At 48.4% G+C, this 2,534-nt stretch carries 1 rRNA gene; it reads right to left on the bottom strand.

Annotated elements, in window-relative coordinates:
• Window positions 1-14 precede the first annotated feature (14 nt).
• Window positions 15-2,534: ribosomal RNA gene (locus LG651_RS15610) — 23S ribosomal RNA — on the bottom strand; the annotation flags it as partial.

The following is a 2,534-nucleotide window of genomic DNA, read 5'->3' as shown; positions in this document are numbered from 1 at the left end:
TAAAAAAACAGGCGTACAATAAGCCTATGGGTTATTAGTACTACTCGGCTATGACATTACTGCCTTTACACCTGTAGCCTATCAACGTAGTCATCTCCTACGACCCTTTAAAGAAATCTCATCTTGTGGTGGGTTTCGCGCTTATATGCTTTCAGCGCTTATCCCTTCCCAACGTAGCTACTCTGCAATGCCGCTGGCGCGACAACAGATACACCAGAGGTTAGTCCAACTCGGTCCTCTCGTACTAGAGTCAGATCCACTCAAATTTCTAACGCCCACTGTAGATAGAGACCGAACTGTCTCACGACGTTCTGAACCCAGCTCGCGTGCCACTTTAATGGGCGAACAGCCCAACCCTTGGGACCTTCTCCAGCCCCAGGATGTGACGAGCCGACATCGAGGTGCCAAACCCCCCCGTCGATATGAGCTCTTGGGGGAGATCAGCCTGTTATCCCCGGCGTACCTTTTATCCTTTGAGCGATGGCCCTTCCATGCGGAACCACCGGATCACTATGCTCTTGTTTCCAACCTGATCGACTTGTAGGTCTCTCAGTCAAGCTTCCTTATGCCATTGCACTCTACGCACGGTTACCAAGCGTGCTGAGGAAACCTTTAGAAGCCTCCGTTACTCTTTTGGAGGCGACCACCCCAGTCAAACTACCCACCAAGCACTGTCCTTTCATTGAAAGTTAGACTCTAGATAAGCAAAGGGTGGTATTTCAACAATGACTCCACAACGCCTAGCGACGCCGCTTCAAAGTCTCCCACCTATCCTACACATTACTTATCCAAAACCAATACTAAGCTATAGTAAAGGTGCACGGGGTCTTTTCGTCCCACAGCGGGTAATCGGCATCTTCACCGATACTACAATTTCACCGAGCTCATGGCTGAGACAGTGTCCAGATCGTTGCACCATTCGTGCAGGTCGGAACTTACCCGACAAGGAATTTCGCTACCTTAGGACCGTTATAGTTACGGCCGCCGTTTACTGGGGCTTCATTTGAGATCTTCGCCGAAGCTAAACCCTCCACTTAACCTTCCAGCACCGGGCAGGTGTCAGGCCATATACATCATCTTTCAATTTAGCATAGCCCTGTGTTTTTGATAAACAGTCGCCTGGACCTTTTCACTGCGGCCCCGCCGAAGCGGGGCGACCCTTCTCCCGAAGTTACGGGTCTATTTTGCCTAATTCCTTAGCCATGAATCTCTCGAGCTCCTTAGAATTCTCATCCCAACTACCTGTGTCGGTTTAGGGTACGGGCCGCTTCTCTCGCTTTTCTTGGAAGTCGCTTCTCTGGATTATCACCGCAACCGAAGTCTTAGTGTACTATCAGGGCATTACTGCTCCCTTCAACGTGCTATTCCGTCAGCACGCACCAAATATACGCCTCCGTCACTTTTATTGAGAGCGGGTACAGGAATATTAACCTGTTGTCCATCCACTACCCCTTTCGGGTTCGCGTTAGGTCCCGACTAACCCTCAGCTGATTAGCATAGCTGAGGAAACCTTAGTTTTTCGGAGTGCGGGTTTCTCGCCCGCATTATCGTTACTTATGCCTACATTTTCTTTTGTAGCTTCTCCAGCATACCTCACAGTACACCTTCGACGACACTACAATGCTCCCCTACCACTTTTACAAGTCCATAGCTTCGGTAGTATACTTATGCCCGATTATTATCCATGCCGAACCGCTCGACTAGTGAGCTGTTACGCACTCTTTAAATGAATGGCTGCTTCCAAGCCAACATCCTAGCTGTCAAAGCAGTTCAACCGCGTTTTTTCAACTTAGCATACATTTGGGGACCTTAGCTGATGGTCTGGGTTCTTTCCCTCTCGGACATGGACCTTAGCACCCATGCCCTCACTGCATTACATCATTTTATAGCATTCGGAGTTTGTCAGGAATTGGTAGGCGGTGAAGCCCCCGCATCCAATCAGTAGCTCTACCTCTATAAAACTAATAATACGCTGCACCTAAATGCATTTCGGGGAGTACGAGCTATTTCCGAGTTTGATTGGCCTTTCACCCCTACCCACAGGTCATCCGAAGACTTTTCAACGTCAACCGGTTCGGTCCTCCACTGTATGTTACTACAGCTTCAACCTGCCCATGGGTAGATCACACGGTTTCGCGTCTACCACTACTAACTATAACGCCCTATTCAGACTCGCTTTCGCTACGGATCCGTACCTGAAGTACTTAACCTTGCTAGCAACGGTAACTCGTAGGCTCATTATGCAAAAGGCACGCCGTCACCATAAATGGCTCCGACCGCTTGTAAGCGTATGGTTTCAGGTTCTATTTCACTCCCTTATTCAGGGTTCTTTTCACCTTTCCCTCACGGTACTAGTTCACTATCGGTCTCTCAGGAGTATTTAGCCTTATCGGATGGTCCCGACAAATTCATACAGGGTTTCACGTGCCCCGCACTACTCAGGATACCACTATCGCTATAAATCTTACTTATACAGGACTATCACCCTCTATGGTTACTCTTTCCAAAGTATTCTAATTCAATTTATTTTGAAT

It is taken from the genome of Neotamlana sargassicola (assembly GCF_020523965.1).
Taxonomy (GTDB): domain Bacteria; phylum Bacteroidota; class Bacteroidia; order Flavobacteriales; family Flavobacteriaceae; genus Neotamlana; species Neotamlana sargassicola.
Note: the sequence above shows the minus strand (reverse complement) of the source record. Positions and strands in the feature narration are given on the sequence as shown.